Origin of the sequence: Rosistilla carotiformis (assembly GCF_007753095.1) — a bacterium.
GTDB lineage: Bacteria > Planctomycetota > Planctomycetia > Pirellulales > Pirellulaceae > Rosistilla > Rosistilla carotiformis.
Genome location: NZ_CP036348.1, coordinates 7,161,920 through 7,187,505 on the forward strand (window position 1 = coordinate 7,161,920; position 25,586 = coordinate 7,187,505).

The following is a 25,586-nucleotide window of genomic DNA, read 5'->3' on the forward strand; positions in this document are numbered from 1 at the left end:
ACATGTTTATTGGTGATAATTAAGGAGTCACAGGAGCTAGATGCCCATTATGGAGAGGTGCTAATTTTAACAAAGTGTACTCATGTCAATCTTCTACATTTGAAGCGACAGCCGTTTGCTGGGATCGATACAGATGAACAGACAACCACTCCAGGACCAGTACAAGTGTGGCAGCACCAATGCCCAACAATAACAACGGCACAATTGGCTGCGACCATTCACTTACCGGCACAAATTCGAAGACGCGATGAGAAAATTTTTCGTTGATCGTTTCGGGAGTCGGCTGCTGAAGTGGCCAGACTCTTTTCAAACTTCCAACCATCAACCCAAGCAGGCAGGCAAAGGTTACATTCTGATAATGCTCTAGCAGCCACCGTAACACCCTCGAGAAGGAGGCCAACCCAATCGCACACCCCGTGGCGAATACAACCATCTCGATGAAGCCTTCGAGATCGAGGTCCCCGCGTGGCAACGCTTTAACCAACCCGATCACATGGTGATAAACCCCTAGCAGGACAAGCACAAAGGAACCACTGATGCCGGGCAGAATCATCGCGGTGATCGCAATCACACCTGAAAAGAAGAGATAGAGATAGCCTGGCTCCCCTGCCAACGGCGAAAGCGAACTGATGACGTACCCCACGCTGGTTCCTAGCACCATCGCTCCCCAAGCCGCTGGAGACCAGGAGCGAATCTGACGAGCCACGATCCAGATACTGGCAATGATCAGCCCCATAAAGACGGCCAAGGTTCCTGGCAACTTATTTTCCAGAAGCCAATGCAGCAGACTTGCGAGCGAAAGTATCGCGATTCCCACCCCCATCCCCAGGGCAATCAAAAATCGCAAGTCGATATGCGTCACGAGCCGACGCCATTGGCCCGACCTCGCAAACGCGAGCGCTCGGCTGTCGAAATGGCTGATTGCCGCGACAAGTCGGTGGTAGTGCCCTAGAATCAGCGCGACCGTCCCCCCGCTGACTCCAGGCACGCTGTCTGCGGCTCCCATGCAGAACCCCCTGGCAAAATTTATGAGATCACCAGCAATCGATCCTGGGTTACGCGGAATCATCGGTCGATAAGCCTTCTAACAGAGTGGTTTGTGATTTTTCTGTGGTTATACATGCTTCACCGCGCCGACAACGCGAGACACGATCGAAACGGACGAGTCGACGATGTGGGAAATGGTCTTATTAGCGGTTGTCCAAGGGATCGCCGAATTTTTGCCGATCAGTTCGTCGGGACATCTGGTGATCTTCGGCGAATTATTGGGAATTACTGAAGAATCCGCCACCGTGAACATCGTACTTCACGCCGGTACCCTTGCCTCGATTCTTGTCGTCTATTGGCGACGAATCCTTGATATGTTGACCAGCGACCGCCGAGTCATTCCTCTTCTGGTCATCGGCACGATCCCCGCTGGCATCACAGGGGTGATTATCAAGACGCAGTTCAAGCACTTGCTGGAAAGTCCGCTGATCGCAGGGTGCATGTTGCTGGTGACTGGCGCCCTGCTGCTGCTGTTGAAATATCTGCCAACGCGCGATGCAACCTATCAATCCCTGTCCTGGCGGAAGGCGTTTGAGATCGGCATCTTTCAGGCTTTCGCCTTGATGCCAGGGATCAGCCGAAGCGGGTCGACCATTGTCGGCGGTCGAATGTTAGGGCTGGGCAATGAAGACGCCGTCACGTTTTCGTTCCTCCTGGCGATCCCCGCAATTCTTGGCGCGACGGTGCTGGAGATGAAGGATCTCGCGCAATCCGATCTCACCATGGACCGACTGGCACCGCTCATCGTCGGCGCCGTGGTCGCATTCCTGGTGGGGATCTTCGCGCTGCGATGGTTGATCGCATGGAGCCGCCGTGGACGACTGCATCTCTTCGCTTGGTGGTGCATCCCGATGGGCATCGGAACGATCCTCTGGCAGCTGCGTTAAGACAACTGCCGAACAGGCTATTGAGCCCGCCTAAGCCTAACCCGCCGCGGGTAAAAACGTCTTCCAACATTCGTACCGCGGATCGACGATCGGCTGAGTCAGCACCGGATTGAACTTGGGCTTGATCGGCGTTGTCAGTAGGTTCATATTCGCCTGCGACGGCGTCCGCCCACCCTTGCGAGAATTACACCGCAGACAACAACAAACGACATTCTCCCAAGTCGTCTTGCCACCATGGCTGCGTGGCACCACATGATCAACACTCAACTGGTTCGACGGTTTATCTTGGCCACAGTATTGGCAACGGTGACTATCGCGAGCAAATAGGTTTTTTCGGTTAAAACGCACCGACTGCACCGGCAAGCGATCGAATCGCGTCAAGCGACAAATCCGTGGAACACGAAGATCGAAACCAACCGCTTTGATGTAGTCTTCACCAGGCTGCTTTTCGAGCGAAGTCAATTGACTCAACTCACACCATGAAGTGAAGTCGTAGCTGGTATATTGTTCATCTTCCAACGTAATGACTTCAGCACACTGGCGATATAACAACGTGAAGCCCCGTCGCACCGAGACGACTCGGATCGCCATATAAAAGCGATTTAGAATCAGCACACTTGAATCAAGAACTGACGAAGTAGACATTCTTTGTATCGTCCTCCATGCAAACCTGATCCTAGATGAAGGCAAGGTCCGCAAATTGTGGATGTCAGGAATGGTCAGCTTGCAGGGTATGATTAAGTATGTCTTATTGCAGCGCTGCGATTCCGAACGTCCGGGGCCAATTGTCAAGCATCATTGCCCAGGGGCTGAACAATGACGGGTGTGTCTTCGCACCCATTCTAACCTTTGGTCGATTGTGCGACCACCAATTCAGAGTGCTCTGACAGGGTGCCGAATCGGTTTTCAACAAATCTTAAGAAAGTTGAACAGAAGGACCGACCAGCCCCCCGATGGGTTCGGACCTACGCAAACACAACCGCCTCGAACAACGCAAAAACGCAGAAAGTAGCGACCTATGGAAGCCTGGTGGCAATTGATTTGGCCGATTGGATTAGTTCTTTTGAGTGTGCTGGCCTGGGGCAGCAACTTCGTTACCTTGCCCGGAAACTGGATCGCCGCGGCGCTTGTGATCGCTTACTACCTGCTGGCTCCCGAACAGCAACGGATCTCGCTAGGCCGCACCGAAGTGATCGCGGCAGTCGGGTTTGCCGTTTTGGGTGAGTTGCTGGAATTTGCCGCCGCGGCACTGGGGGCAAAGAAAGCTGGCGGCAGCCGGCGGGCGACGATGATGGCCGTGGTCGGTTCGATGATCGGCGCGATGGCAGGTGCACTGCTAGGTTTGCCGATTCCAATCTTTGGAACAATCGTCGCTGCTCTATTGTTCGGCGCCCTCGGAGCAACCGCCGGCGCGGTGCTGGGGGAATGGATGAGCGGCAAGCAATGGAAGGAGACGATTCCCGTCGGTCACGCTGCGTTCTGGGGACGTCTGCTGGGAACGGTTGGGAAAATATGCGCCGGAATAATGATTCTGTTGGTCGTCATCGTTGGCGTTTGCGTTTGAAGCGACTTTCGATCACGCGACTGCTTTTTGTATTGCCACACAGCGGCGGCTGTCAGTACCATGCATCGCGACATTGGGACGACACGCTCGATCCCCAACTTGCTCCACTCCCTCGCGGCCAAGGACCACTGCTGGATGATTCATTACTCGTGTGATCGCTGCAAATGTGAGATCAATCCGGACGAAGAACTTCGGTACTCCGTTCAAGTAGAGATCAAGGCTGTCTTCGATACGCCCGCGGGTATCGTCGACGACGCCGACACCGATCACCTGCTTGAATTGCATGAGATCCTGGAACGGCTGGGAGATGATGAAAGCGATGCAATCGGCGAAGATGTTTACCAGCGTCGACGCTACGACTTGTGCAGCGGATGCTTCCGGCAATATCAAAAAAATCCATTGGGCCGAGAGAGCAGCCTGTCGTTTGGATTCAGCGACAATTAGATCAACGACGTCGAACCAGCTAAATCGCCGTCGCTTCTTTTAGCACTCGCATCCGAGCATCCCTGCTCCGCGCGGCTGGAAATCCTCCTGCGGACAATCAATTGACCGCCAGCCCCGAGTGCGCCTCCTGGGAAATCGATGCCGACCGGACCAGTCCTTCAAAGTTTGTCTTCGCATCGACATAGTCGAGCACGGCCACTTTCACCGCAACGGGCAACTGGCGGATTTGTTTATCAAAATAGGGATCAATCGATCCGTACAACGCCCGTTGCATCCAGTCCTCCGAAATCCGCGGCTCGATCACATCGAGCGCCGCCGCCACGTGATGGAAGATCGTAGGTAGCGAACGTTCGCGAATCGAACTGGCATACCGCGTCGAAGCTTCACGCAATCGTTGCTCCGCCTCGGCCAATTGCCACGCCCAACGGCGAGCGATATCGTCGGCTTGGTCATAGACAGCGACCTGGAAGCGAACCGGCGATGCCGCGGAGGATTCGCGTTCCAATCCGCCAAAGCTGCGATGCGATTCCGTCGCGTCCAGATGAACCGACATCAAATCTCCGCGCCAACTGTCGGGAACTTGCAGGGTGATCGTGAACGGCTTTTGCCCATCGAGCACCTGTGCCGGCGTGGCGCGAAGTTTAAAATAGACGCCTTGTCCGCGAGCGATCGTACCACTGGCAAACAAGATCTCCTGCGGTGCGGCCTTCTCGAACGTCGTCTTGTTGCAGACTTTCGACCCCAAATCGGCTCCACTGCTTCCATCGACCAAGTTCAGATAGGAACCTTTCAGCGCGAGCCCGAGGCTTTTCGATTTTTCATCGGACTGTTCGACACGGATACCGCCAACTGTCGAAGCGGACAACTGGGTTCGCGGCGAATAATCGACTACACGACTATCGGGCGACGAGCACTGAATTCGGTAAACGAATTCATGAGGCTTCGATTGTTCCGCAGTGTTGATCAACGACGAGATGTCCAATCGCACGCGAACCCAACGATAGCCGGGGGGAACAAATACGTCCTCGTTGGGCGCCACCGGTTGCGCCGGGGCGACGGGCGAAAGATCAAATTGAATCGAAGCGGGATGCGAAGCAACCGCCGGACTGCTGACGCCGACGATCGCTGCAAACAAAAGCGCATTGAGCTTAAGTGTTGAATGCATAGCAGAATTCTCCTTCCGGTGACCTAAAGACATCCGTTTCATGCCTGATGGGGCAGATCATCCGATCCGCATCATCAAGGTGGGCATGCGAGGCGTGCTGACAATCCCGTCAACAGATCGTTGAACCGCCACAGTGTGACGGTAACCATCGATCGCGCTTCCGTCCCGGAAGGGGCAACGCACTGGGCGTCGCAAGAAAAAGTATTCGGGGATGTCGCGCCGAAGGCAAGCGACGAATCAAGAAACCAGAAAGCCCCGGTGTTGCTAGCAGATTCAAAGCGGTCGCCGAACGAATTTGCTTAACTCGCGTCCAGAGTAGGCGTTACGATTGGCCCGACCTCATGTCAGCTGTGCATGCGAGCCAACTCGCTGCCAACTTCGATAATCTTCGCTTCGGCTTCGGACAATTCGTTGAGCCGTCGTTGGACCTCGGCGCGCGGCGCAAACTCTTCGGCCAATCGGACGTAGGTGGCGTGGTGCCGTGCCTCGCTCTCGAACAAGCTATCGTAAAAATCGGCCAGCACCTTGTCGGGAGCATGCTTTCGCAGCAGATCAAACCGTTCGCAACTACGAGCCTCGATCAACGATGCAACGAGCAATTTATCGACGGCTCGCTGCGGTTCGGTGCGAATGATCAGAGCATTCAATTGGCTGCCATACGAACTAGGCCTCAACTGTCGAAAGCGGATCCCGCGGCTGTCGAGCACATCGAGCACCATTCGATAGTGCTCCAATTCCTCGATCACGATGCTGGCCATTTCGTCGCACAACTCGCGTCGCTCGGCGTAGGAATTCATCAACCCCATCGCGGTCGATGCCGCTTTGCGTTCGCAGTGGGCGTGATCGATTAAAATCTCGTCGAGATTGCTCTCGACTTGCGAAAGCCAGCGTTGAGACGAATTCGATTTGAGTCGCAACATGAAAAAACCAAGCTGGAGAAATATTAAGAGAAGACGTTCGACGACCAACTGCGAACGATCCACGCAGTGTCGCCTGGAACGCGGCACATTTGGCGGAAGCTCGCGAAGGCATTCTGAACCGGCTGCGGCGGTCATGGCAAGGGATGGTCGCACAAAAGCCATCGAGCGTTAAAATGATCTCACAGGGTTGCGCCGTCCTCTTTTGGATTCGCGACCACTCGATGCGTTCGCCCTTCATCTGTTCGATTACGGTAAAGACAATGGCATTTTGGTCTAAAAAGAAAGCAAACGATCCAGATACCAGCCAAGCGGGAATGTTCGATAAGTTCCGCAAGAGCTTGACAAAGACCAGCCAAGTCCTGAATACCGACATCCGCGACCTTTTCAAAAACGAAGGTCGGTTGGTGGAAGATGAATTCCTGGGCGAGTTGTTCGCACGACTTGTGCGAACGGACATGGGAGCCGGTCCGGCCGCTCGGATCCGCGACGATGTAGCGACCAAGTTTCGGGGTCGGAAGGTCGAAATGAACGACATCCTTGAAACGATTCGCGAGCAGGTCGAGTCGATGCTGACGCAGGAATCGGTGGCTCTTTCGATGGCCGCCGAAGGGCCCACGGTGATCCTGGTTGTCGGTGTCAACGGTTCGGGCAAGACGACATCGATCGCCAAGCTGGCCCATCGGCTAACCCAAGAAGGAAACCGCGTTGTCTTGGGGGCCGGGGATACCTTCCGCGCCGCCGCGGTCGAACAATTGACAATTTGGTCCGAGCGAATCGGCTGTGAAATCGTCACCGGAAAACCCGAATCCGATCCAGCCAGCGTCGCGTTTGCGACGGCACAGAAGGCTGTCGATGAGAACTTTGACATCGCAATCATGGACACGGCCGGACGATTGCAAACCCAAACGCATCTGATGCAACAGCTCGACAAAATCCGTCGTGTGATTGGCAAACCGGTCCCGTCGGCCCCCCACGAAGTGTTATTAGTACTCGATGCCACCGCGGGGCAAAACGCGATCAGCCAAGCACGTGGTTTCAGCGATGCGGCCGGCTGCACGGGAATTGTGCTGTCGAAGCTCGATGGCAGCGCCAAAGGGGGCGTTGTGATCCCGATTCGCGAGCAATTTCAACTGCCAGTCAAATTCATCGGTTTGGGCGAAGGCATCGACGACATGGCGGCGTTTGACGCGGCCATGTTCTCCCGAGCCCTCTTCAGTGACTCCATTGGATCGCCAACATAACCCCATCAGGGGGAATTCTGCGCGATCCTGGACCGACAGTCGTCACGTCCCGCAAAGCTTCTCTGCGCGGCAGTTTTTGGTTGACTCGCATCACCATAACCGGAGATTCGACAGCGAATTCGTAACCGGAACAAACGGACCTCAAACCGTAGTTCCCTTAGCGTTTTACGGGCTTCTTCATGCCAACGCCGCGGTGGATGACGATGAAATCCCCCAGAATCAAACTGTTTTTCAATTGGTTCACACTTGGTAGGCGGATTTGGTTCACGCTGAGAACCATTTCATGAAAAGTGGTTTCAAGCACAATCACTCACGGATTGGGGAGAATATCGTATGAAACTTAGCAAACTTGCACTCTTGGCTGCGTTTGCATGTGGAATCCACGCGGGTTCGGCAACTGCACAGCAGATGAAAACAAATTACTTTGGCGACGTTGCACAGGTTGGCTGTTTTGACAGCGAACCCGATTGCGGCCTCGACGCGTCCTGCTGCGAACCAGCATGTGGCTGTGAAGCGGGCTGCTGCGAAGCGGGCTGCGACAGCATCGGATGCGACGGATGTGGCGTCAGCGGCGGCGGCATCTTCTTTCAGGACGGCAGCCTGCCAAGCTTGGCTTGTGCCGGATGCGGAACTTGCGACCTGGGCGACCCTTGGCAACTGTGTGGCAATCACTGGGGCTGGGACAAGGGCGGATGGTTGCAACTCGGCTACACCACCGCCGGTCGCAATGGAACGAACTTCAACAACCATCCCGACCGTATCAACCTGCACCAAGCATGGTTCTACATGGAGAAGGTTGCCGACGGATCGACCGGCTTCGACTGGGGTGGACGCGTTGATTACGTCTACGGTGTCGACGCTCAAGATACACAAGCGTTCGGTAACGACGGCAGCCATTGGGACAACGGCTGGGACAACGGCATCTACGGTCACGCGTTGCCACAAGCCTACGGCGAAGTTGCCTACGGCGATCTGTCGGTCAAAGTTGGTCACTTCTATACCATCATCGGATATGAAGTCGTAACCGCTCCCGACAACTTCTTCTACAGCCACGCGTTCACGATGTTCAACAGTGAGCCATTCACGCACACCGGTGCATTGGCTACATACAATCTGAGCGACAGCACCACGATCTACGGTGGCTACACATCGGGTTGGGACTCGGGCTTCGAAAACAACGGTGACAACTTCATCGGTGGTATCTCGCAACAGCTTGATGACACCACGAACATCACCTTCGCCTATGTTGCTGGCCGCTTTGGCAATATCTCGCAACCCGGATACGGTGGCGAAAAGGGCAATATGTTCAGCATCGTCACGCAAAAAGAGCTGACCAACAAGCTGAGCTACGTCAACCAGATCGATTACCTGAAGACGTCGATCGAAGGTGCTGGCGGAGCGAAGCTGAACCAACGCGACACGTTTGATATCAATAACTACTTGATCTACCAAGTCAACGACTGCTGGGCTGTCGGTGGTCGCTTCGAGTGGTGGAACGTTGAAGGTAACGGCTACAACCTGGCCCCTGGCGACAACAACGATATCTACGACCTGACATTGGGCGTGAACTATCGTGGCAACGCCAACTGGGTCATCCGCCCCGAAGTTCGCTGGACTTGGGATAAGGACGCCAACATCAACGGCTTGGCAGTCAACGAAAACGCTGCTGCGACCCAAACGACCTTCGGAATCGACGGTATCTACACTTTCTAAAGTGAACCGCGACTTCCCATCCTAGAGCTAGTCGAGCTAACGAAGAGCCAGTCAGTTTGTTATCAAACTGGCTGGCTTTCTTTTTGTCCTTACCCTCGCGGTGCCGGGCAACCATGCGAGCCATCGAACTCGGGGCACCACGCTTCCTGCGTCACCGCGGTCCTGCCCCTGCGATATCCAGCAACGCCGTAAAGAACGGCCGCCTCCCCCTGCGAGTCTTCGCGGATATCTGAAACGGAAACATAAGCCGATCACGCCGCGCCGCCAAGTTGATCGACGCCATTCCTCTCCCCCTTCTCTACCGTCGCCTCTCAGCCACCCGCGCTGTGACGACCGTTGCCTCGCAAACGGAAAGCAATGCTAGCAGAATCGTAACCTTGCGGACCTCGATTTAGGAAACCGCAACTGGCCCGCACAGCCCCTAATCCGCAAAACTTACCAGCCCCGTGCAATCCGCCCCTTTGGTTTCCACCTTTTGCTCCGGAAGACATTAATAGTTGTGGCGATTGTTTCGATAGTAAGAGTGATACCGCAGCCGCCAAAATCCCTTCTGGCGGCACCCGTGGGACCCTGTATCACGCACTCCCCGGGGCGAACGCATTGGCACGTGGAGTTACAAAGATGAATCTCATTAGCAGGTTCTTTGCGATTGCTTGCATCTGCAACGCAGGTCTGGCCGTCGGTCAACAGTTTGGCTACGAAGAATATCCGAGCGAAGGCTACCCCGTTTCCGGGGAAGGCTACGAATACCATGATGCTGGTGGATATTGCGGTGACGCAAGCTGTGAATCATGCGGCCCCGCAGCAGCTCCGGGTTACTTCGCCAGCTGCTTCGACGGCTTTTCATACGGGGGATGGGCCCAACTCGGCTACCACACCTACAACTCGCCGATGCGATTTAACAACCACGCCGACCGAGTCAACCTATCGCAAATGTGGATGTATGCCGAAAAACAGACCGATGGCACACAGGGCCTCGATCTGGGCGGCCGCATCGATTACGTCTACGGCGTCGACGCCCAAGACACCCAAGCGTTCGGCACCGAAAGCGGCTGGGACAACGACTGGGACAACGGAGTCTACGGCAGCGCGATGCCACAACTGTATGGCGAAGTCGCCTACGGCAAGACGTCGATCAAAATGGGACATTTCTTCACTTTGATTGGCTATGAAGTTGTCAGCGCACCGGACAACTTTTTCTATAGCCATTCCTACACGATGGTGAACAGTGAACCATTCACCCACACCGGTGCATTGGTCACTCACAAGGCGAACGAATTTGTCACGGTCTGGGGTGGATACACGCTCGGATGGGACTCAGGCTATGAGGACAACGGCGACAACTTCTTGGGCGGCTTGAGCGTGGTCTTGACCGACTACACAACGGTCACCTACACCAACACAGTCGGTCGTTTAAACGAGAACCTCGAACTGCGTGGACAAGACATGCGAGAGCGTGGCCAGATGCACAGCATTGTCGCCAGCACGACCGTCGAGAACTTCAACCACGTATTGCAAGTTGATCGTCTGGACACGAAGAACCAATTCGACACCTTCGCCCGCGACGCGTTTGCCATCAACAACTATTTCTTCTACGAATTGGCGGATGAAGTGGCTGCCGGCCTTCGCTTTGAATGGTGGAACAACCGTCGCGATACCAATGACCACACCGACGTCTACGCGTTGACATTGGGGCTGAATCTGAAACCGAAGGATTTTGTCATCATCCGTCCCGAAGTGCGATGGGACTGGGATGTCGACGCGATTCCGGCCGGGATCAACGAGAACAATCCAAACTCGCCAACAAATGCTCCGCGAAGCAACCAAACGACCTTTGGCATCGACGCCATCGTAACGTTCTAAACGCGTCGCGGTACCGACGATCGAGACCTCCACATCAGCCAACCCATTCAAATGAGTGGGTTGGCTTTTTTTGTGTTTCCCTCGTCCCTAAGGTCCGACCGGCGACACATCAACGAACTACAGCGTTGGCAACTGAGGTGTCGCGGGAGCGGCAGCGTTTTTCGCCGCCAGAGTCCGAACGACAGCGCGTGCGACTTGATCCATCGGCGCCCGAATCGCATCGTCGTCCAAGCATTCGGCCAGCTTCCCTTGATCGCCAGCGATTCGCAGCGGGATATTGATCGGCACCGCGCCTAAGAATGGCGTTCCCAACTCTTCAGCCTTATCGCGGGCGCCACCTTTGCCAAAGATGTCGTAGTGCTTGTTGCAATCGGGGCATTGGAAACCACTCATGTTTTCAACCATTCCCAAGATCGGAATGTGTACCTTGCCAAACATCGAGATCGCCTTAACCGCATCCAACAACGCGACCTCTTGAGGCGTGCAAACGATTACCGCGCCCGACAGAGGCAAGATCTGCGATAACGTCAGCGCGACGTCTCCGGTTCCCGGTGGCATGTCGATGATCAGATAGTCCAACAGCCCCCAGTCGGTATCGCGGAGGAACTGCGTGACCGAACTGTGCAGCATCGGCCCACGCCAAATCACCGCCTGATCGGGTTCGACCAAGAACCCCATCGACATCACCGGCATCGGCCCCTTTTTGATCGGGATGATCCGTTTGTTCTCATCCACTTCGGGGCGTCCCGAAAGTCCCAACAGATGCGGAACGCTCGGCCCATAGACATCGGCGTCCATCAGACCAACCTTCGAACCGAAGCGTTGCAGGCACTGAGCCAGGCTAGCCGCAACGGTGCTTTTACCGACACCACCTTTCCCCGAACCAACAGCAATCACGCTCTTGACTCGCAAGCCGATCTGTCCCAGTCGCGCTGGTGGTCGGTCGTGTTCGACGATTTCGATCGCCGGACTCTGCCCCGCAAATCGGCTGACAATCCGCGACGCCAACTGGTCGACAACCTCTTCCTTGAGCGCGGCCGAGTGACTGGTCAATCCAACCTGCACTTGGATCCCGGAATCACAGCGGATGCTCTTGATTTGATCGGTCGAACCGATCGGACGACCGGTTTCGGGATCGGGAAAATCGGCGATCGCCGAACGAATATCATCGGGTGTCATGACGCGAACCCACGGTTGCAGATGTGAAGAAAACAGGGGAACCAACCCATGAGGTTAAATTCCTGAACGCCTGTTGGTCTACCGGGGTTGCCGAAATCGCCGCACAATGCAGCGATTTGCTCACCGATCGCCGGCCCAGGGCAATCGATCCCAGATCTCACGCACCGCCGAAAGATTGTCGTCGCGCTGATTTTGCTGCCAATATCGCCGCACCATCGCAGCATGATTAGCCAAGGAAACCGGCCGATCGACGACGCCAGCGACGCCCAGTTCGCGCAAGTTCAGTTCGACTTCGCCCGCGATCCCGCGGGGCACGATCGCCCCCTGCGACAACGCCGCGAACTGCAGCGGGCGATTTGCCCCGCGAGCCCCAGCCCGCGAGATCGACTCCAGAACCGGGCCCGCCCCAGCCGCCGGAAGCTCCCATAACACAACCGCAGGCACCTGCTGCGCGAGCGCCGCCAGACACGCCTCGGGACGTTCGATGCTGCGGATCTCCAAGACATCATCGGCCGCCGGCAACATCTGCACAGCAAAATGATCAACCGCAGGGCGCCAACGATTCCCCGACTCACAAAGCAGCCAAACGCATCGCATCGAATCAGCCCTCCACTTCGGTTGAATCGTTGTTATCGTCGATCCGACGCAACAGCCGCGATCGGCTGATCCCCAGCCGCCGAGCTGCTTCGGCCCGATTTCCGTCGCTGCGTTCCAATGCTCGATCGATCAGCTCGCGTTCGATTCGCGCCAACAAGCGATCCAAATCGATAGGCCGATCGTCGGCGGTCGCCGCCGGATCCGGTGGTGCATAAGACCGGATCGCCAACGGTAGATGTTGCGGTTGAATGACGGGCGAACCGCTCTCCCGCATGCTGTGCCGGATCGCAGCATCCAGTTCGTCGAAGTCGCCAGGCCAGGGATAGGTGCTCAACAAGTCGAGTGCCGGCCGCGAGATGCCGTCGATGATTTGATTCGGTTTGGCGCGACGTTCGATCAAAAACTGAACGATCAACGGCAGGTCGATGATCCGCTGCGTCAACGAGGGAACAGCGATCTCGAGCGTTGCCAAACGGTAGATCAGATCGCCATCCAGATGTTCGCTTCGCAGACATTCGGCGACCGACAACTCCGACAAACTGATGCATCGCAAACGCGACCCGAACTCGACCAACCGATGACGCAGCGGCGACTGAGCTTCGACGGCCAAGCGATCGAGATTGCGGAGCAGAACCGTTGCCCGAGCGGTCGAACTGCCGCCCAGCCGAGCGATCACCGGCGAGAGCGCCGCTTCCAACAACTCCGCATCCATCAACGCACAATCGATAGGCGTCAACGAACTCCACGCCGACGGAGATTCGGTCGGGCGGCGCTGAATCGCCAAGGCAAGCTGATCGCCGCCGCAACCCGATCGGCCGACAAGAAAGACGTTCGACGAACACTCTGCAGCCAGAGAGGCTTGACGACGCAAGTGCTCCGCCGCCCCCGAAGCTCCAACCAACGGACCAAGCTGATTCAGTCGGGGATACTGCTGGCGGATCGCGGCTAACTGACGGCTCAGCGAAACCAGATCGATCGACTCCGCAGTCACCTCACCCGACCAGTGGCAATCCCCCACCGCCACGACAAACTCGACGGCGGTCTCTCCCAACGGAATGAACAGCATCTCTCGGGACGCTGGTCCCTGAAGCGTGTCGACGCGGGGAGCGATCGGTTGTGCGATCGGTCGACCGCAACGCAGAATCTTTGGCGGCTGCAGCGACTGCGCCAGCGCATCGATTGCCGACGCGGGATCGCGATCGGGGGTCGATTTCCAGTCGACCAACGGCTGCGATTCGCAGCCCAGCCATTCCAAAGCCGCTCGGTTAAAGTACTCGAAGCGGCCGTCGCGAGTGACGACATAAACCGGCTCGCCGATCGCTTCGAGAATCTTTCCCAGTGGTCGGATACTGGTGCCGCGCGAGCCTGCGGACATGAGCCGCCTCCGTTATGTGAGCGATGGAGTCCCACCGCCACGAGGCCACATGGCAGGCAGACTAAAAGACATCCAGGATGAAGTGATGGCCGTAATGATAACGGCGACCGGCTGGATAGTAGTTGTGCCACTTCTTATTGTAGACCGGAATCCGCATTTCTTGAGGATAGCGATGATACAAGTCGTCTGCACTTTGGAAGTACTGCGGCGCGTAAAAGTTCTGTGGGTAATAGACGTATGGGTAGTGGTAGAAGCGATTCCAGTCGCGCGAACCGGCTCCACCCCAGGTTTGCCCATAGGCTTGTTGCTGTGCGTCCGCTTGTTCAGTAACACAGCAAAATGCGACGGCAACAAACGCCGCGATCAGGCATCGACGAATCATTCCAAATCCCCCTCGGGTAGTGTGCGCAGAGCGTCTATGGCTTCTACTGACAAGAAACCCGCTGCCCCTCGTATCGGCACAAGCCGCACAATCGGTTCAACAAATCGGCCCCGAACCGCTCGAAGATCATGTGATATCAATCCCTAAGCGACAACGAATACGCAAACGCCAGGTCGCCGATCGCCTCAACCGCAACGCGATTCCTTCCCAACCGCAGCCCAATGGACCGCACCGATGATCCCCAAGCCCTACCGACAGATGCACGACCAATTCCCCGAATACATGCAGGCCTACGAAGCATTCGCAGCCGCGGCGGCCAAGTCGGGGCCGCTGGATGCCAAATCGATCGCCCTGACAAAATTGGCGATCTCGATCGGTGCGGGGCTCGAAGGAGGAACCCATTCGCACGCCCGCAAAGCACTCGAAGCGGGCTGCTTGCCCGATGAACTGCGACACGTCGCGATGCTCTCCGCTCCGACGATCGGCTTCCCCACGATGATGCGTGCTCGGATGTGGGTGGAAGATGTACTGACCAAAGCGGCTGCGAACGAGAGCACCGAAACTCAGCAGCCATAAAAACAGATAGCACGGCGGGGAAGGTCAGCTTGCGTCAAAGAACAACCCTCGGGCGGGCCCGCGACAAAACGAGCTAGCGACCGGAGCCTCCGTTTCGTCGCGACAACTGCTCACGCAGCTCAGCTTCGACTCGGTTCAATTCCTTCTCGCTCATCGAACCCCAGCTCGCGGGCTCGGGCATGTCGAGCATCGAAGCGAGCAATTGCAGCCGCCCCAAAATCTTCCCTCGGGCAAGTCCCAAATCGCGCCCCTGCTGGATTCCTTGCTCGCGACCTTGCTCGATTCCGAGTTCGCGACCTAGCTCGATCCCTAGCTCGATCCCTAGCTCACGCCCCTGCTCGATGCCTCGCTCAAGCCCTTCGATCTGCGCAGCTTCCATCCGGGCTTGCTCATCGCGCCACATTTTCAGCCGCGCTTCGTACAGATCGAGTTCTTCAGGCGACTTTGATATCATGTCCAAAACTCCCAAGGCTTCGTGATAGACCGGATCATCAAGCAACTCCGCCAACGTCTCCATGTCCATCGATCCGGCGTTCTGCAACAGATACAACCATTTCTGCTCCGCTGCAAACGCGTTTACATCATTATGACACGCCTGCTGAAACTTGGGCAGTTCGAGCGTGTGAAATTCCAGATCGTTAATAAAAACCAAATCGCTCACCTGGTCGCTCCGCAAACGGAAACTCAAGTGGTAGCGTGGGTCCTCGCGAAACAACACTTTATCGAGCACACAGATGCTGATCGCCGGAGCAAGCCCTCGATACCCCTCTCCCTCGGACAGCTGGCGAACATAATTAAGACAGTTGTAGTACAGCAAGCGTTTGGGGAGTGCAAACGGAAGCGTCGTTTGCATTTCCACATTAAAACGACGCCCCTGGTCGTCGCAGGCCAAAACATCCAAGACGGCCAACTTATCCTCAGCACGCTGCTTGCCTTGGATAGGATTGAGTATCTCCACCTGCTGGATCGGCACCTGTGGCTGCAAGATCGCATTGAGAAAGTGAATCGTGACCGCTGGATGTCCGGGATGCCCCAACATCTGCTTAAATGCAAAATCGACTTTTGGATCGATCCTCAGCATGTCCGACGCCCACTACGCAACAACACACACGAACACTCGCCGCCACCAACCCAACAATACGCACACCGGACCTAAACAACAACCGGCTCCCTCAGCCGGGAGCACCCTCCCCCGCAGACGCGATGACAACCTACGCCAGCCAAACGACACAACGCCCTTCGCTGCTGGGAGCGATCCTTGCCGGCGGCCGTTCGTCGCGGATGGGCTCTTCCAAAGCGATGCTGCCGATGCCCACGGGCACCACGCTGCTGGAACATGTCGCCACCTGCCTGAATCCCTACTGCCGAACGATCGTCGTCTCGGTCGCCCCATTGCAACAGCTGACGACATCGCTCCCAACCGTTCCCGACACCGACGCCCACCAAGGTCCAGCCAGCGGAATCGTCAGCGTTCTACAACTGGCGAATCGCCAGGGATTTGCCGCCGCCATGATCGTGTCAGTCGACCTGCCCGCGCTCACCTCCACCGACCTTGCTCCTTTGATCACAGCCTGGAACGAGGTTCCCGACCGAATCACCGCAGCGACCGTCGACGGCAAGTTCCCCGAACCCCTCGTCGCGATCTATCCCGCGACTTACCTTGAACAGTTGACAGCTGTCGCTTGCGGAGCCGACCGCAGCATCATGCGTTGGCTGCGTCGCACACCACACCAAACGATTACGATCCGCCGCGAAGCGATCCAAGACGTCGACACCCCTGAACAATGGAACGCCTACCATGATCGAGAAGTCAGAAAAAACGCCCGACCAAGCGATCGCTGAACTCGCCGGGCGGATCGCCCCGGTCGCCAGTGAAACGATCTCGCTGGCAAACGCAGCGGGGCGAATCCTCAGCCAACCGATTCACGCCGATCGCGATAGCCCAGCCGCCGATGTATCGGCGATGGACGGCTACGCAATCCGACTGAACGACCTCGGCCGCGACGAACCGCTCCCCGTCTCGGGAGAGAGTGCCCCCGGACACCCCACACCAGACGTTCAACCGGGACACGCGATGCGAATATTTACCGGTGGGATCGTGCCACAAGATTACGACTTGGTGGTCAAACGCGAGGAGACGCAAGAGTCACCCGATTCGATCCGCTTGCTTCCCGCGACCGCCAACTGTCGCAAGGGTGAAAACATTCGACGGCAAGGTGAAAACGCCAGCCAGGGTTCGGCAATCTTACAGGCCGGAACGACGCTGCACGCCGGCGCGATCGCAGCGGCGGCGAACTTTGGCGCCAGCGAAGTCCATGTCTCCCGCGTCTTAAAGATCACGATCCTTGTCACCGGCGATGAACTGCACGACGTCAGTGAATCGGTCCAACCGTGGCAGCTGCGCGATTCGAACGGCCCCACACTGAACGCTTTGCTCTCGGGAAAGAACTGGTTGCACGTACGGTGCGTCGACCGTGTCGTCGACAATCAACAAGGTCTTGCCGAACGATTGGCCGCGGCCATCGAAGACTCCGACGCCGTGATCTTGACCGGCGGCGTCTCGATGGGGGACTACGATTTTGTCCCCGACGCGATCAAACAAAACGGCGGGGAGATCAACTTCCATCGACTGCCAATTCGCCCGGGAAAGCCGATCTTGGGAGCGGTCACCGCAGCGGGAAAACCGATCATTGGACTGCCTGGCAATCCGGTCAGTGCAGCGGTTGGATGCCGCCGATTTGTCCTTCCGCTACTCAGCCGCCAAGCTGGCAAACGCGACTGGCTCCCCAGCGCGCCACGGGTGATGTTGGACGATCCCGGCTCACGGACCCTGCCGCTGCATTGGTTCCGCCTGGTTCAGATCAACGACCAGGGACGCGCCCATCTCGTTCCCTCCAAAGGCTCCGGCGATCTGGTTTCGATGGCGGCCAGCGATGGCTTCACCGAACAGCCACCCAACTCAACCGGCTCCGGGCCCTGGCCATACTGGCGTTGGCACGAATAAGGCGGGCACCCACCGCATCTGTCGGGAGAACGCTGCGCCGCGGAAAGGCTGCGACCACGCAAGGATCAGTCGTCCGGTTCGACATGCACCAGGACATCGCGAACACGGGGAAAGTTGCGTAGCAATTCATCTTTCACCAGATGTCCGATCCGATGCCCTTCGCCGACCGTCAGCTGCGCATCGACCTCGACGTGGATGTCGACAAAAAACTCCAAGCCACTTTTGCGGACCCGCAGCTTTTCAATTCGCGTGACTTCGCCGATCTGTTCGGCGCGCAGACGGATCGCATCGGTAAGTTCTGGATCAGCTTGCTGGTCCATCAACTCGAGCGCCGTCTGCCAGAACAACCGCACTCCGATCCCGATCAACAGCGCACAAACCAGGATCGCCGCGATGGGATCGGCAAACCGGCCCAGCGGTCCCAGGTAGGGAGCCGCAAAGAGGGCGACGGCGATCGCCCCGCTGCAAATCGCATCGCTGCGATGATCCCACGCCGCAGCTTGCAGCGATCGCGAATCGATCCGGCTGCTGACTCGCCGCGTCTGCCAATAGATCGCCTCTTTCAAAACCGCACACAACGCCGCGATGATCGCTGCGGTCTGCGGGGGCACCGACACGACCTGGCGCAGATGGCGAATGTTTTCGATCGCCAACATGCCTGCCGAAAACGCGATCAAGATCGCAATGCTCAGCGCCCCAATCGACTCCGCTTTGGTGTGCCCATAGGGATGATCATCGTCTTCATCCTGCTGGGCCATCCAGAGCGCACCGTGAACGGCCAATGAGCTAGCGACATCGCCGACCGAATTGATCGCATCGGCAAACAGTGCCGCCGAACCGGTGATCGCCCCACCGACCAACTTCAAAACCACCAAAAAGATGTTGACGCCCAACCCCAACGAAGCGGTCCGCGAGGCTTCGCGATAGACACCCTCGCGTTGGATGATCGATGCTTTGGGACGAGCCTGACGATTCAATGGAATGCTCTGCCTGAGTCCAACGCGGGCGACAACGGTTGATTAGGGCGCACGCCGCCATCGCGTTTGCACGATACCCTAGCAGCCCACAAGGGCAGCGTTACAATAAGCGATGCAATGTATCGACGCCAGTTCCTTGCAAGTTACCCGATGTACAAGCCGTCTCCATCCTCCGTCGGAGACGTCCCGCTGGTGTTGGCAACTCGAATGACGCCCACCCTACCTGGCCTCGTTACCAAACCATGACTGACAACATCGCATCCACTCCGTTGACCTCATGGCACCGCGCCGCCGGCGCGACGATGAGCCCCTTTGCCGGGTTCGACATGCCAATCCATTACGGGTCGATCGTCGCCGAACACCACGCCTGCCGCAACGCGGCGACGCTGTTCGACGTCTCGCACATGGGACGCATCCGCTTCGACGGCGACCGCTCCGCCGAACTGCTCGATCGCCTGCTGACCCGCCGCGTCAGCGACCTCGCCCCCGGCGGCATCCGGTACAGTCTGATGTGCAACGAAGAGGGTGGAATCCTCGACGATGTGTTGGTCTACCACATCGAAAAACCTTCCGGCGGCCGCTTCCACATGCTCGTCGTCAACGCGTCGAACCGCCAGAAAATCATCGAGTGGCTGACGCCGCGGATGGCCGATTACCCCGACGTGATTTGCACCGACCGCACCGAACTGACATCGATGATCGCGCTGCAGGGCCCGCTGGCCATGGCGACGGTCGAAGGTCTGTTCAAACACCCCGCCGACAAGCTGGGATATTACCACAGCTACGTAACCGAACAGTTCAACAAGCCGGTGATCGTCAGCCGCACCGGCTACACCGGCGAAGACGGTTTGGAATTGATCACCCGCGCTGACGAAGCGGGTCGAATCTGGGAAAACCTGATGCTCGCCGGTCGCAAGCATGGCATCCAAGCCGCCGGGCTGGGATGCCGCGACACGCTGCGATTGGAAGCCGCGATGCCGCTGTACGGACACGAACTGAGCGAATCGATCGACCCGATTTCCGCCGGACTTGGATTCGCGTGCAATTTCAAGGACCGCACCTTTATCGGTTCCGAAGCGTTGGTCAAAATCAAAGCCGACCAACCGCAAAGCGTCCGCGTAGGGATTCGCGTCGAAGGAGTCCGGCCGGCCCGCGAAGGCTGCCAAATCCTCGACGCCAACGATCAAAACATCGGCGCGATCACCAGCGGCACCGTCTCGCCGACGCTGCAATATCCGATCGCGATGGGTTACGTCGCGGCAGAGCATTCGCAGATCGGATCGCCGCTAACGATCGACATCCGTGGCAAGCGAGCCGCGGCCAACGTCGTCCCCTTACCGTTCTACAAACGAAACCGTTGATCAACGTCGCTGCTTTGGCCTGAAACTGGGATATCAAAAGATGAATCAAGAAGAATTGCTGTACGCGGAAACTCACGAATGGGTGCACGTTGAATCGGGCGTCGCCACGATCGGGATCACCGCCTTTGCCGCCGAACAATTGACCGACCTGGTCTACATGGAACTGCCCGAAGTGGGCCGCCAGTTGAACGTGGGCGAAGAATTTGGCGAAGTCGAATCGGTCAAAGCGGTCAGCCCGCTGTACAGCCCTGTCGCCGGCGAAGTGATCGAGGCCAACACCGAACTGCCGGGCAAGCTGGATCTGCTGGGAAGCGATGCTTTTGGTTCCGGTTGGATGATCAAAGTCCGCATCAGCGGCGAACCCGACGCGTCGAAGCTGTTGAGCCACGAGGCCTACCAGAAGCAGTGCGCCGAAGGCAACTGATCCACAGCCGAAGTAAAGGACGCTCATGGACGCTCGCTTGATCCGACACATCGACGATCCGTTTGACGGCGCGATGAACATGGCGATCGATCAAGCGCTCGCCGAATCGGTCGACCAGGGAGCCGCAGCCTGCCTGCGGCTTTACCGCTGGAAATCGCCGACGCTCAGCCTGGGATATTTCCAGCAGTACGACGATCGCCAACAGCACACCTGGAGCGCCGACCTGCCCGTCGTCCGCCGCAGTTCCGGTGGCGGAGCGATCGTACACGACGCCGAACTCACCTACAGCCTTAGCATCGCAACGCCCAAATCGCGGCACGGTGCGGATCTGACGATCTACGCAACTGTCCACAACGCGATCATGGAGACGATCTCGGCGGTCGCGATGCAAACCGCCCGCCGGTTTGCCGACAGCGGCTGGAAGCCTTTGGCCGACGACGACGCCTTTTTATGCTTCGAGCGTCGGACCGACGAAGACCTCGTCGTCTCGGGCTACAAGATCGCCGGCAGCGCCCAACGACGCGTCGGCCGAGCGATCCTGCAACATGGCAGCATCCTGCTTCAGACCAGTCCCGCGGCTCCAATGCTACCCGGACTGCAATGCGTTTCGGGAAAGCCGTGCGATCCGGCACAGTTTGCCGCTCACTTGACAACAACGCTCACACACGCGTTGGACACGCAACTCTCCCCCACCCAACTATCCGACGCCGAAACCGCGCGTGCCCACGACATAGTCAATGCGCGATTCGGCTCCCCTGCGTGGACAAACCGCCGCTAACCCAGGCTGTGATGGAAGAAAAGCGATTCCCCCATCCACTCGATACGAAAATTCCCTTTCCGACGATGTGGCCCGATCATCACATTTTGGTACAATTCCTGCGTACAGATATTTTAGCAAGCATCCACTTTAGGTACGTTATCCGCCATTACGGACTCCCAACGACGCGGTTCAAGCCTTTTCTTTTGCGCCGCACCATTTTTTCGTGGTAGCACCGAGCGGAATTCATGCGTCCTGACTATGCTTCACCATGGGCCTTCCTTTTTATTTCGCCCGAACGGCCCAAATATTGACTCCCTTTTATAATTTATTTTCGATCCGCCGATAATTCTTTTTATGCCCATCGATTCCCACCAGCTGCTGAGTAGTCCACGTAGAAAAATCAAAAGCCAAACTGTCGTTTAAGAAACTAGGTGCAAGATGCAGGTAAAACTGAAAGTTCTCTCGGGAAGCCACGCTGGTCGTGAGATATCGGTGAGCCAAGAGAAGTTTTTGATCGGTCGAAACGACCAATGCCAGCTTCGCCCAAAGAGCGAATCGGTTAGCCGTAAACACTGCATTCTTGTGCAACGTGACGGAAAACTTCTGATTCAAGACTTGAAAAGCCGCAACGGAACGTTTGTTAACGGGAACCGCTTGCCACCGGATCGCGCCAAGGCGCTGAAGCCTGGCGACGCGCTGACCGTCGGCAAACTGGAATTTGAAGTGCTTGTTGAGTATGGCTTGGGAGGCCCAAAGAAGCCCCAGGTTGTCGACGTCAAAGATGCGGCTCAGCGAACCGTGAACGCAACGGACGACAGCAAGTTCGAAGAAGTTGATATCAATTCTTGGCTCGACGAGGCGGACAACATCGAACGGGTCCGTAAACTGGGCGAACCCGAAACCCGGCAGATGAGCATCGACGCTTCGAAAACCATCCAAAGCGATGAAGATCTCAGTGGCGAGCTATCCGTCGGCGACGGGGACTCCAAAGAGGATTCGGGCAAACGCAAGCCACCTGAGAAGAAGCCACCACAGAAGCTCCCCTCTAACTTGAAAAAGCAGATGTCCGAAAACTCCCGCGATGCGGCGGGAGAGGCGCTGAAAAAGTTCTTCAGCGGACGGTAGACGCAATTGATTCGGTTGAGACCTGGTGATCAACGGAAAAACGCTTCGTTGAGCCGCCAGGGAGCAGGACAAGCCAGCTTCGCTCGGGCAGGCCACTGAGTGGTTTCAGCTGCTGCGTTGCGTTAGTGCGATCACGAGAACAACCAACATCGCTATCCGAATCGCACCGAAACAAGAAGCAAAAGCCGAATCCCCCGACCACGCCGACAGCAGCTCAATCGCTGTTACCATAAACAACAGGGGGCCAGTCACAGCGATCGTGCCGGTCAGTCGTGACATCTGCATTGCAGTTGGTTCCTAGTTCGCGGATTGATTTGACTGGGTCCGAAGCCCCCCGAACAATACAGCGTATGCTGGTAGGGCTACCCTTCTTAAGATCGGTTGCACCCAAGACAGAGATGCGACCGACAGTAAGCAGAGCCTCAACCATTGCTTTTCTCGTGACGCTCGGCAGCATGGGGCTTCAGTGTACTGAAAATCCGGCAAATCTGCCCAACCGTATCGAACGATTTATTTGGAGAACCTCCCGCTCGATGTTGGCAACATGCACCCGTACGCTACTGTGGCTCGCCTTGCTTCCGCTGGGTGCGATCGATGCGGCAGAGCGGATCATTCAGCTCCGCAACGGCTTGCAACTGCAAGGCTCCGTCGTTGAACTCGCCTCCATTGACCAAAACGCATTCCAAGCTGCCGCCGAGGGAGCGGTCGAGGCAAAACCGATCTGGATGATCGACGACGGCCTACGTCGGATCTATCTTAACCAACGCGCGATGGTGGTCCCCCCCACGATTATCGCCCCCGCCGACACCGGACAACCGATCCTACTGGACCAACGCACCCCGGTCGCGGGCGGCCGCGTCGTCAGCGCGGTCGGATCGATTTTTGGGATCTCCCCTTTCGACCCTTACGGCCGCCGCACCTTCAGCATGCAAGGCCCCAAAGGACCGCTGACAATCCATCAAGGGATCACCGAACTCAACTCGCGTTATGTCAAAGTCGAAGGGCTTTTATCGACGCGGTCTTACGTCTGGGACATGCGGATCGCCACCTCGGCCTTCCCCTCGAATCAACTCAATTCGATCCTCTCCAACTGGATCGACCAGTCCGAACTCGATGGCCGCCTGCAACTGTTCCGCTTTTACATCGAAGCGGGTCGCTACGCCGCAGCCCGAGAAACGTTGAAACGAGCGATCAAAGACTTTCCCGAAGCCGAGGGCTTAAAGCGTCAACTGCGGACGCTGATCCAACAAGAAGCCAGCCAGATTTTCGACGAAGCGATCCTCCGTCGCGACGCAGGGCAGCCCCAGTTTGCGATGCAAATGCTGCAAAGCTTTCCGATCGACGACGTAGCCATCGAAACTCGAATTAAAGTCCAGGATGCGCTCCGCAAGTTTCGCGAGGACGATCAATTAGCGATCGATCTATCCGACCGTCTAACGAAACAGGTCGAACAACTCGCTCCCGAAACGGCCCAACCGCTCTTGCCTTTACTCGAGGAAATCCGACGCGACCTGAAGCCTCATACGATGGCGCGGTTGAGCGATTACCAACGGCTCGGCGAAGTCGATAACATCACCCTCGAAAACCGAATCGCTTTGGCGATCGGGGGCTGGCTGCTAGGGTCGGGAACGGGCGAACAAAACCTCGCGGTTGCCCGATCGCTAATCCGAGTCCGGGAACTGGTCGACGAGTACCTGGCCAGCAGCGATCCGGCGCGGCGCGAACAAATCCTCGCCGAACTGGCAAACCAGGAAGGGGCAACCCCCGAAAACGTCTCACGAATCATTCGCACCACGCGACCGCCGCTGTCGCTGCCCGAAGCGTCGGCCGATCCCGAAACACCCGGACTGTATCGCATCGCGATGCCCGCTCGTGGCGAGGTCGCTGCCCACGAATATCTGATTCAACTGCCTCCCGAATACGACCCGCTCCGCAGCTATCCCTGTATCGTCACCCTGCACCAACCCGGCCGCAGCCTCGATGAACAAATCGCTTGGTGGACAGGGTCCTACAACGCGGAACTACAGCAGCGACTGGGCCCCGCGTCGCGACATGGTTTTGTTGTGATCGCTCCCCAGTGGCAAAACGAGGACCTCTCGGGCTATCGCTTCACGCCCCGTGAACACTACCGCGTGCTCAGCTCGCTGCGCGACGCGTTGCGACGGACTTCGATCGACCCTAACCGTGTCTTCCTTTCGGGACATAGCGCCGGCGGCGCAGCGGCCTGGGATATCGCTCTGTCGCATCCCGATTTATGGGCGGGACTATTAGCGATCTCCGCCGACGCTGACAAACATATCCGACACTACTCGGAAAACGGAAAATACTTTCCACAGTACTTCGTGCTCGGCGAACTGGCCGGATACCCTGCACCGTTGATCCGCAATGGAGCGGTCCTGCAGCGTTACCTGAGGCCGCAATACGACACGATGCTGGTCAGCTACCGTGGCCGTGGCGAAGAAGATTTTCACGAAGAGATCGACGACATGCTCAAGTGGATGCAGCTCCGCAGCCACCGCCGACAACCGATCCCCCAACGGATTGAAGCATCGACGATGCGGGCCGGCGATCAATTTTTCTGGTGGCTGGAACTGAATGACCTGAAACCATCGGTCAACATCAGCCCTTTCCTGTGGGACCACGCCGATCGTCTGCGCCCCGGCGACATCAATGCCCAGATCACAGCCAACGGCGATGTACAAATCACCAGCATTCCGGCTGATTCTTGCAGCATCTTGCTCTCCCCGGAAATGGGCGTCAAGCTGGACCAACCGGTCCGAGTCTCGTGGCGTGCGAAATCGACACGACTCGCCTACGATGGCGATTTGCGAGTGATGCTGGAAGATGTCCGCACCCGCGCCGATCGCCAGCGGTTCTTCTGGGCGCGGGTCCAACTCCCCTAATCGCCTCTCCGCCGCTCGTTTTGCGCCAGCCAAGGCACTCACAATCGATCGGCCATCGCGTGAAACCGCCCTTTATCCT

At 57.3% G+C, this 25,586-nt stretch carries 25 protein-coding genes; 14 read left to right on the forward strand and 11 right to left on the reverse strand.

All coding sequences use genetic code 11. The annotated features are described in order from the left end of the window. Positions 1 to 85 precede the first annotated feature (85 nt). Positions 86 to 1,069 carry a DUF368 domain-containing protein gene (locus Poly24_RS25740; protein WP_145102337.1) on the reverse strand — a complete coding sequence of 328 codons (984 nt, stop codon included), beginning with the start codon at positions 1,067 to 1,069 and terminating at the stop codon, positions 86 to 88. Between the two features lie 103 nt (positions 1,070 to 1,172). Here Poly24_RS25740 and Poly24_RS25745 point away from each other — a divergent pair, with 103 nt between their 5' ends. After that, on the forward strand, positions 1,173 to 1,934 hold the full coding sequence (locus Poly24_RS25745) for an undecaprenyl-diphosphate phosphatase (protein ID WP_145102338.1): 762 nt from the start codon (positions 1,173 to 1,175) through the stop codon (positions 1,932 to 1,934). 36 nt (positions 1,935 to 1,970) lie between these two features. On the opposite strand, the gene Poly24_RS25750 is transcribed toward Poly24_RS25745, so the two are convergent. Next, positions 1,971 to 2,579 carry an HNH endonuclease gene (locus Poly24_RS25750; protein ID WP_145102339.1) on the reverse strand — a complete coding sequence of 203 codons (609 nt, stop codon included), beginning with the start codon at positions 2,577 to 2,579 and terminating at the stop codon, positions 1,971 to 1,973. Between the two features lie 373 nt (positions 2,580 to 2,952). Here Poly24_RS25750 and Poly24_RS25755 point away from each other — a divergent pair, with 373 nt between their 5' ends. Together Poly24_RS25755 and Poly24_RS25760 are read left to right on the forward strand one after the other, a co-directional pair. Continuing rightward, the gene (locus Poly24_RS25755; RefSeq protein ID WP_145102340.1) at positions 2,953 to 3,498 is read left to right on the forward strand and encodes a DUF456 domain-containing protein; all 546 of its coding nucleotides are present in this window, start codon (positions 2,953 to 2,955) and stop codon (positions 3,496 to 3,498) included. 135 nt (positions 3,499 to 3,633) lie between these two features. Further along, complete coding sequence (locus Poly24_RS25760; RefSeq protein WP_145102341.1) at positions 3,634 to 3,942, forward strand: hypothetical protein; 309 nt, start codon at positions 3,634 to 3,636, stop codon at positions 3,940 to 3,942. A 97-nt stretch (positions 3,943 to 4,039) separates the two neighbouring features. On the opposite strand, the gene Poly24_RS25765 is transcribed toward Poly24_RS25760, so the two are convergent. Together Poly24_RS25765 and miaE are read right to left on the reverse strand one after the other, a co-directional pair. Beyond that, positions 4,040 to 5,107 carry a hypothetical protein gene (locus Poly24_RS25765; protein ID WP_145102342.1) on the reverse strand — a complete coding sequence of 356 codons (1,068 nt, stop codon included), beginning with the start codon at positions 5,105 to 5,107 and terminating at the stop codon, positions 4,040 to 4,042. A gap of 344 nt (positions 5,108 to 5,451) precedes the next feature. Next, on the reverse strand, positions 5,452 to 6,027 hold the full coding sequence (miaE, locus tag Poly24_RS25770) for a tRNA-(ms[2]io[6]A)-hydroxylase (protein ID WP_145102343.1): 576 nt from the start codon (positions 6,025 to 6,027) through the stop codon (positions 5,452 to 5,454). 260 nt (positions 6,028 to 6,287) lie between these two features. Here miaE and ftsY point away from each other — a divergent pair, with 260 nt between their 5' ends. The 3 genes from ftsY (at position 6,288) to Poly24_RS25785 (ending at position 10,844) form a co-directional block, all read left to right on the forward strand. Further along, positions 6,288 to 7,268 (forward strand): signal recognition particle-docking protein FtsY, encoded by a 981-nt coding sequence (gene ftsY / locus Poly24_RS25775; RefSeq protein ID WP_231753355.1) that lies wholly within the window; start codon positions 6,288 to 6,290, stop codon positions 7,266 to 7,268. A gap of 333 nt (positions 7,269 to 7,601) precedes the next feature. Then, a complete protein-coding gene (locus tag Poly24_RS25780; protein ID WP_145102345.1) occupies positions 7,602 to 8,981 on the forward strand; it encodes an outer membrane beta-barrel protein in 1,380 nt (459 codons plus the stop codon). 621 nt (positions 8,982 to 9,602) lie between these two features. Next, complete coding sequence (locus tag Poly24_RS25785) at positions 9,603 to 10,844, forward strand: outer membrane beta-barrel protein (protein WP_145102346.1); 1,242 nt, start codon at positions 9,603 to 9,605, stop codon at positions 10,842 to 10,844. 117 nt (positions 10,845 to 10,961) lie between these two features. Here the strand turns inward: Poly24_RS25785 and Poly24_RS25790 are convergent, their stop codons facing one another. The 4 genes from Poly24_RS25790 to Poly24_RS25805 all read right to left on the reverse strand — a co-directional run bounded on the left by Poly24_RS25790 (position 10,962) and on the right by Poly24_RS25805 (position 14,377). After that, a complete protein-coding gene (locus tag Poly24_RS25790; RefSeq protein ID WP_145102347.1) occupies positions 10,962 to 12,023 on the reverse strand; it encodes an Mrp/NBP35 family ATP-binding protein in 1,062 nt (353 codons plus the stop codon). Between the two features lie 120 nt (positions 12,024 to 12,143). Then, on the reverse strand, positions 12,144 to 12,620 hold the full coding sequence (locus Poly24_RS25795) for a hypothetical protein (protein ID WP_145102348.1): 477 nt from the start codon (positions 12,618 to 12,620) through the stop codon (positions 12,144 to 12,146). A gap of 4 nt (positions 12,621 to 12,624) precedes the next feature. Then, positions 12,625 to 13,995, reverse strand: a complete 1,371-nt coding sequence (locus tag Poly24_RS25800; protein ID WP_145102349.1) for a helix-turn-helix domain-containing protein — start codon at positions 13,993 to 13,995, stop codon at positions 12,625 to 12,627. A gap of 61 nt (positions 13,996 to 14,056) precedes the next feature. Next, on the reverse strand, positions 14,057 to 14,377 hold the full coding sequence (locus tag Poly24_RS25805) for a calmodulin-binding protein (RefSeq protein WP_145102350.1): 321 nt from the start codon (positions 14,375 to 14,377) through the stop codon (positions 14,057 to 14,059). 234 nt (positions 14,378 to 14,611) lie between these two features. On the opposite strand from Poly24_RS25805, the gene Poly24_RS25810 reads away from it, so the two are divergent. After that, complete coding sequence (locus Poly24_RS25810) at positions 14,612 to 14,953, forward strand: carboxymuconolactone decarboxylase family protein (protein WP_197452173.1); 342 nt, start codon at positions 14,612 to 14,614, stop codon at positions 14,951 to 14,953. Positions 14,954 to 15,026: 73 nt separating this feature from the next. Here the strand turns inward: Poly24_RS25810 and Poly24_RS25815 are convergent, their stop codons facing one another. After that, positions 15,027 to 16,034 (reverse strand): Rpn family recombination-promoting nuclease/putative transposase, encoded by a 1,008-nt coding sequence (locus tag Poly24_RS25815; RefSeq protein ID WP_145102351.1) that lies wholly within the window; start codon positions 16,032 to 16,034, stop codon positions 15,027 to 15,029. A gap of 122 nt (positions 16,035 to 16,156) precedes the next feature. Here Poly24_RS25815 and Poly24_RS25820 point away from each other — a divergent pair, with 122 nt between their 5' ends. Together Poly24_RS25820 and Poly24_RS25825 are read left to right on the forward strand one after the other, a co-directional pair. After that, positions 16,157 to 16,795, forward strand: coding sequence for a molybdenum cofactor guanylyltransferase (locus tag Poly24_RS25820; protein ID WP_197452174.1), 639 nt, complete (start codon positions 16,157 to 16,159; stop codon positions 16,793 to 16,795). After that, entirely contained in the window at positions 16,752 to 17,957 is a 1,206-nt protein-coding gene (locus Poly24_RS25825; RefSeq protein WP_145102353.1) for a molybdopterin molybdotransferase MoeA, read from the forward strand. Before Poly24_RS25820 ends, Poly24_RS25825 begins: the two co-directional genes overlap by 44 nt. Positions 17,958 to 18,022: 65 nt before the next feature. Here Poly24_RS25825 and Poly24_RS25830 read toward each other — a convergent pair whose 3' ends face one another. After that, positions 18,023 to 18,934, reverse strand: a complete 912-nt coding sequence (locus Poly24_RS25830) for a cation diffusion facilitator family transporter (protein WP_197452175.1) — start codon at positions 18,932 to 18,934, stop codon at positions 18,023 to 18,025. Between the two features lie 242 nt (positions 18,935 to 19,176). Between Poly24_RS25830 and gcvT the strand changes: the two genes are divergently transcribed. The 4 genes from gcvT (at position 19,177) to Poly24_RS25850 (ending at position 22,604) form a co-directional block, all read left to right on the forward strand. Next, complete coding sequence (gene gcvT / locus Poly24_RS25835) at positions 19,177 to 20,295, forward strand: glycine cleavage system aminomethyltransferase GcvT (RefSeq protein WP_145102354.1); 1,119 nt, start codon at positions 19,177 to 19,179, stop codon at positions 20,293 to 20,295. A gap of 40 nt (positions 20,296 to 20,335) precedes the next feature. Continuing rightward, positions 20,336 to 20,719: a glycine cleavage system protein GcvH gene (gene gcvH / locus Poly24_RS25840; protein ID WP_145102355.1), complete on the forward strand. Its 384-nt coding sequence runs from the start codon at positions 20,336 to 20,338 to the stop codon at positions 20,717 to 20,719. 25 nt (positions 20,720 to 20,744) lie between these two features. After that, positions 20,745 to 21,497 (forward strand): lipoate--protein ligase family protein, encoded by a 753-nt coding sequence (locus Poly24_RS25845; protein ID WP_145102356.1) that lies wholly within the window; start codon positions 20,745 to 20,747, stop codon positions 21,495 to 21,497. A gap of 420 nt (positions 21,498 to 21,917) precedes the next feature. Further along, positions 21,918 to 22,604: an FHA domain-containing protein gene (locus Poly24_RS25850; RefSeq protein ID WP_145102357.1), complete on the forward strand. Its 687-nt coding sequence runs from the start codon at positions 21,918 to 21,920 to the stop codon at positions 22,602 to 22,604. A 105-nt stretch (positions 22,605 to 22,709) separates the two neighbouring features. Here Poly24_RS25850 and Poly24_RS25855 read toward each other — a convergent pair whose 3' ends face one another. Then, positions 22,710 to 22,889, reverse strand: coding sequence for a hypothetical protein (locus tag Poly24_RS25855; RefSeq protein ID WP_145102358.1), 180 nt, complete (start codon positions 22,887 to 22,889; stop codon positions 22,710 to 22,712). A gap of 248 nt (positions 22,890 to 23,137) precedes the next feature. On the opposite strand from Poly24_RS25855, the gene Poly24_RS25860 reads away from it, so the two are divergent. Next, the gene (locus Poly24_RS25860; RefSeq protein ID WP_145102359.1) at positions 23,138 to 25,507 is read left to right on the forward strand and encodes a carboxylesterase family protein; all 2,370 of its coding nucleotides are present in this window, start codon (positions 23,138 to 23,140) and stop codon (positions 25,505 to 25,507) included. The last annotated feature ends 79 nt before the right edge of the window (positions 25,508 to 25,586 follow it).